Below are 5,060 nucleotides of genomic sequence, written 5' to 3' on the forward strand. Positions count from 1 at the left end.
GTCGAGCCCGGTCTCGATCGCCAGCACCCGCATGCCGCGTGCGACGACGCGGCGCACCGCCTCGTGCTCGGAGACGTCGGCGTACTCCAGCGTCTGCGCGCGGCCGTCGGCGCCCTGCACGCGCAGGCGCAGGCGCGTGACAGGCGCCACCGCTCCCGCGGGGCTGGGACGATCCGGGGCTTGCATGGACGGGAACCTGGTGGTCGGCGGTACGGTCAGCGGCAAGGTCAGCGGTAGGAGATGTCAGCCGCGTCGCCATCCCCGCCGGGCTGGCCGTCCTTGGCGTTGGACAGCAGGTCGAAATCGCCCCCTTGGCCGGGCGAGCGATAGACGTAGGGCGTGCCCCAGGGGTCGGGCGGCACGGCCTTCTGCAGGTAGGGGCCGGTCCACTTCGTCTCGTCGTTCGGCTTGACGACCAGCGCGTTCAGCCCCTGCTCGGTGGTCGGGTAGTGGCCGGTGTCGAGCCGGTAGGCGTCGAGCGCGCGGCCCAGGCCCTCGATCTGCGCCTTGGCGGCGCCGCGCTCCGACTTGCCCAGCTGCGCGAAATAGCGCGGCCCGACGTAGGCGGCGAGCAGGCCGATGATGACGATCACCACCAGCAGTTCCAGCAACGTGAACCCGTGCTGCTGCGACACCGGCCGCAGCCCCCCACACTTTCCGACAGCTCTTCTCATTCTGGAACCTCGAACCTCACCAGCCGGCAGTCTAGTGGCGAACTGCCTGCTTTCCGCACGGCAGCGGTGTTGGATTCTCCGCATTCCGGGGGGATGTCATGGGCCCAGCARGGCCAGGAACTGGTCGGAGTCGAAGCCGTCCTTCATGTGGTGGCCGCGCACCACCAGGTAGGGCGTGCCGGTGCCGCCGWAGCGGGTGAARTCCTGCACGCAGGCCGGGCTGAKGCTCATGTTGCATTCGGTGAASGCGAAGCCGTTCTGGSYCAGCCAGCCCTTGGCCTGGGCGCARTAGACGCATTCGGTGGTCGAGTACATGACGACCTCGTCGGCRCGCACGCYGRCGGCMAGSKCGCGGATCTGGTCGSYGTCSAGGTCGYCGCTGCCGGCACCGCCGCCGAACGGGTGCAGGCGGAACARYGCGATGGCGATGGCCGGCACGATCAGCCAGCGCGCCCAGGCCAGGCCGCCCAGCAATCGGCGGGCGAGGAAGAACAGCAGCAGGCCACCGACCACGTAACCGGCTGCCTTGCCGCTGCGGTATGCGCTGCTGCCGGTGTCCACCGCATGGCAAACGGCCGGAAGCAGAAGGATGGCGGCCGAAGCCGTGCACGCCAATCGGTGTGTCAATCGTTGCGTCAATCGGTGACTCATGTTGTCTCGATGCATTCCCTTGACGATGCCACGGCCCATCAGCGCTGGATCGTCACGCTCCAGACCGCCCATGACTTGATGCTGTTGGGCGGGTTCAACAGCAGCCTGGGTGCCAGGAAGGTGATGGTGTCGGCAGGCTTGGTGGTCTCGTTGGTRCCGATCGCACCCATCAGCACCTGGTTGTCCGGGGCCGTGAAGCCGCTGGGCATGCCGCTCAAGGTCGCCTGCACGCCGGTGACCGGCGCGCCGCTGTTGGAGAACTCCACCTTGATCACGTACTCGAAGCTCTTCGCCGCCAGCTGGCGGATGCTGACCAGCGAGTAGCCGCAGACGTGGATGTCCGGCGAGCTGGTGCCGCTCGCGTTGTCGCCGCGGTCGCCGTTGGTCACGTTCACCGGCCGCCCGACCAGGCCGATGTAGTTCGGGTCGTTCGACACCGCGGCGCCGAGCACGACCTGGTAGGTCTGCGCCGCATCGAGCACGCAATCGTCGCGCCCGGTGACGGTGGCGGTCTGCGCGGTGCTCCAGTTGGCCGCCGTGAAGGTGAAGGACGGCGGGCTGACCGTGCCTTCGCGCGGGTTGTTCGACGCCATCGGGATCACCACGTCGGCCGTCGGCTGCTTGCCGAGCTTGACGGTGAAGGTCTTGGAGGTGCCGGTCTCGTTGGTCGACAGGTTGTTGCCGGTCACCGTGATGACGCCGGTCTGGGTCGCCGGCGCGATCACCACCGAGCCGGCCGCGTAGGCCCGGCCGATGCCCTTGGCGTCGTAGATCGCCGCATGCACGTAGTACGTGCCGGTGGGCAGCGCCGTGACGTCCCAGGTGTAGGTGCCCGACTGCGTGCCGGCCGCCTGGCGCAGCCCGTCGACGATCAGCGTGCCGCCGTAGCCGGTCTTGCTGGTGCCGTAGTACAGCGCGATGGTCGGCTCGATGTTCGGGTCGGTGCCCTCCCAGCGCAATGTCACCAGCTTGCGGTTGTCGACCAGGGTCGGCTGGATCGCGGTGGCCGGTGCGGTGAGCTGGATGCTCGGGTCCTGGTACGGGCCGCTGCTGACGTACAGCACGCTGGCGGCGGACCAGGCGCTGGCGGTGTTCTGCGGATCGACCGCGCGCACGCGCCACCAGTGCGTGGTCTTGTCGGCCAGCGCCAGCGGCACGATCCAGCCGGTGTTGGACGAACTGCCTTCGGTCACCCTGTTGGCGAGCGCCGCGTCGCGGTAGACCTCGAACTGGTAGCTGACGGCATCGCCTTCCGGGTCGAGCACCGGGTTGGCTTCCAGGCTGGGCTGCAGGCTCGGCGTCCATGCGCCGTTGCCGGGGTTGCGCACCGTGGGCGCGGGCGGCGCCTCGTTGACGGCGTTGAACAGGAAGTCGCCGCCGGCCCAGGCCGATTCGGCGCGGCCGTCCTGCGCCTTCACGCGCCAGTAGTAGCGCTTGTTCTCGACCAGGTTGACGGCCGGCCAGCTGGTGGCCGCACCGGCGCTCTGGATCACCTGGCCCGAGCTGCGCTTGTCACCGGAATCGAAGGTGTTGACGGTGTCGATCTCGAACACGTAGGTCAGCAGGTCGTTCTCGGCGTCGCTGCTGTTCTGGATGCTCAGCAGCGTCGGCGAGACGGCGCTCTGCCCGCCGGGCACCGGCCCTTGGATCAGCGGGATCGACGGTGCGGTGTTGCCTGTGTTGACCAGGAAGGGCCGCGCCAGGCTGGCCGTCTGCGCACCCAGCGCGTCCTTGGCGGTCACGCGCCAGTAGTAGGTGACGTGGTTGGACAGCGGCAGTGCCACCGTCCAGCTGCTGGTGCCACTGGCATCGCCGGGCAGGTCGGCCACCTGCGTCACCAGCTCGGTCAGCGCGGCGTTGCGGTAGACCGCCACCGCGTAGGTGATCGCATCGCCGTCCTTGTCGGCGCTGTTTGTCCAGCTCAACACCGGCTGCAGCAGCGAGACCTCGGCATTCGGCGACGGGCTGGTCAGGTTGAAGCTGTCGGGCGCGTCGTTGAACAGGTTGACGAAGAAGCGGCCGTTGACCCAGGTGCTGTACACCTGCGTGCCGTCGTAGGCCCKCGCGCGCCACCAGTAGGTGGTGTTGTCGTTCAGGTCGGCGGCCGGTTGCCAGCTGGTGGGCTGCGGCACGCTGCCGCCGCCGTTGCCGGGCAGCGGCGGCGCCTTGGCCACCAGCGCGCTCTCGACCAGCTGCGTCATCGCCTCGTCGCGGTACAGCTCGAACTGCACCTGGGTGCTCGGGTCGGCCGGGTTGCCGGAGGTCTGCACCGCCAGGCTCGGGCGCAGGCTCGTCACCTGGCCRCCCGAGGCCGGCGTGTCAATGGTCGGCGTGCCGGGGCCGGGCGGTGGCGTGCTCGACTCGACCTTGATGCGGGCCGAGCGCGTGCCGGACAGCGTGCCGTCGTTCGCGGTGTAGGTGATCAGGTAGGTGCCGGCCGAGCCCTTGGGCGGGGTCCAGTCGAACAGCGCGCGCGCGAGGGTCGGTGCCTGCGGGTCGGCGGCCTGCGGCAGCAGGCGGGCTCCGGCCGGCAGCGGCGCGGCGCCGATCGTCACCGGCAGGCCGGAAGCGCTGCTGGCCTCGACCAGGAAGGACACCTGGTGCTCTTCGGTGACCGTGTGGTCGGGGATGAACTGCAGGTTCGGCGGCGTGGCACCCGGCAACGGCGCCTTGAACTCGGTGTCGTAGCTGCCGGTGCTGTTGACGTCGAAGACGTTGACCCAGTACTCCCAGCGCTTGGCTTCGAGGTTGCGGGTCTTCGACAGCCAGGCGTTCTCCGCCAGCAGCTGCTTCGCGTCGGAGCGCTGCACGACGCCGAGCGCCTTGGTTCCGTTGAACGGATCGGGCAGCTTCATGTAGGCGAAGCCGGCGGTGGCCGGGAAGCTGATGCGGTAGCTCGCGTTGCCTGCCGGGTTGGTGCCAGCCGTCATCTGCGCGACGGCGCTGCGGTCGGTGACCAGCGTGTCGGGGCCGTCGGATTCGTAGACGCGCACGACGTCGCCGTCCTGCGCCAGGAAATCGCGCACCAGGTCGCGCCCCGGCAGATCGACGCGCACGTCGCGGATCAGCAGGTGCGCGTTGGTGGCCTGCAGCAGCGAGGTCAGCGAGCCACCCAGCTCGTCGGCATGGCTGAACTTGGCGGTGAACTCGGTGAACTTGCCGGCCAGTGTGGTCTCGAGCAGCCAGCGCCCGGTCTTGCTGGTGCCGGCGGCGATGTCGCCGAAGTTCAGCAGCAGCGTGTTCTGCGCCGGCGCGTCGTTGACGTAGCTGCCGGTCAGCGTGAAGTTGATCAGCAGGCCCTGGTTGTTCTCGACGATCTTCGGCTGCGCCGAATCGATCTTCAGGTTCTTCGCGGCGGCATAGCCGTTGTTCTTGACGCGCACGCCCAGCGTGGCCGGCTCGACCGCCTCGATCTCGGGCGTCAGCGGGTCGTCGCCGATCACGTCCTGCTGCAGGAAGTAGTCGAGCGTGAGCAGCGGCAGCGGCTTGACGGTGATGACGTCGGGCGAGATCTCGAGCACCGTGTCTTCGCCGCCGAAGCGGTATTTGAGGGTCGCGCCGACGAGGTATTTCTTGCCGAGCGGGCTGTTGCCGGCCGAGCCGGGCGCCGGGATCAGCAGCCAGTTGATGATGCTGGTGGTCTTGGGGTTGACGGTGCCGCTGCCGTCGACGTCGCTGATGTTCTGCTTGTTGGACAGGCGGATGAAGAACTTCGCCGAGGTGTCGTTCGGGTTA

4 protein-coding genes are annotated in these 5,060 nt (G+C 68.8%); all 4 read right to left on the reverse strand.

What is annotated here, in order from left to right:
* On the reverse strand, nucleotides 1–186 hold a 186-nt coding region (locus AC1D01_RS20305), incomplete at its 3' end, for a hypothetical protein (RefSeq protein WP_477869441.1).
* A gap of 41 nt (nucleotides 187–227) precedes the next feature.
* Entirely contained in the window at nucleotides 228–674 is a 447-nt protein-coding gene (gene gspG, locus AC1D01_RS20310; RefSeq protein WP_477869443.1) for a type II secretion system major pseudopilin GspG, read from the reverse strand.
* A 96-nt stretch (nucleotides 675–770) separates the two neighbouring features.
* The gene (locus tag AC1D01_RS20315) at nucleotides 771–1,235 is read right to left on the reverse strand and encodes a glutaredoxin family protein (protein ID WP_477869445.1); all 465 of its coding nucleotides are present in this window, start codon (nucleotides 1,233–1,235) and stop codon (nucleotides 771–773) included.
* 128 nt (nucleotides 1,236–1,363) lie between these two features.
* Nucleotides 1,364–5,060, reverse strand: a 3,697-nt coding sequence (locus AC1D01_RS20320; protein ID WP_477869447.1) for a fibronectin type III domain-containing protein, incomplete at its 5' end; no start/stop codon positions are given.

The sequence above is a fragment of the Rhizobacter sp. P3_B12 genome, assembly GCF_056402895.1.

Coding starts and splice junctions, on each gene's coding strand:
- gspG (WP_477869443.1), bottom strand. CDS start 674: ATGAGAAGAGCTGTCGGAAAGTGTGGGGGGCTGCGGCCGGTGTCGCAG.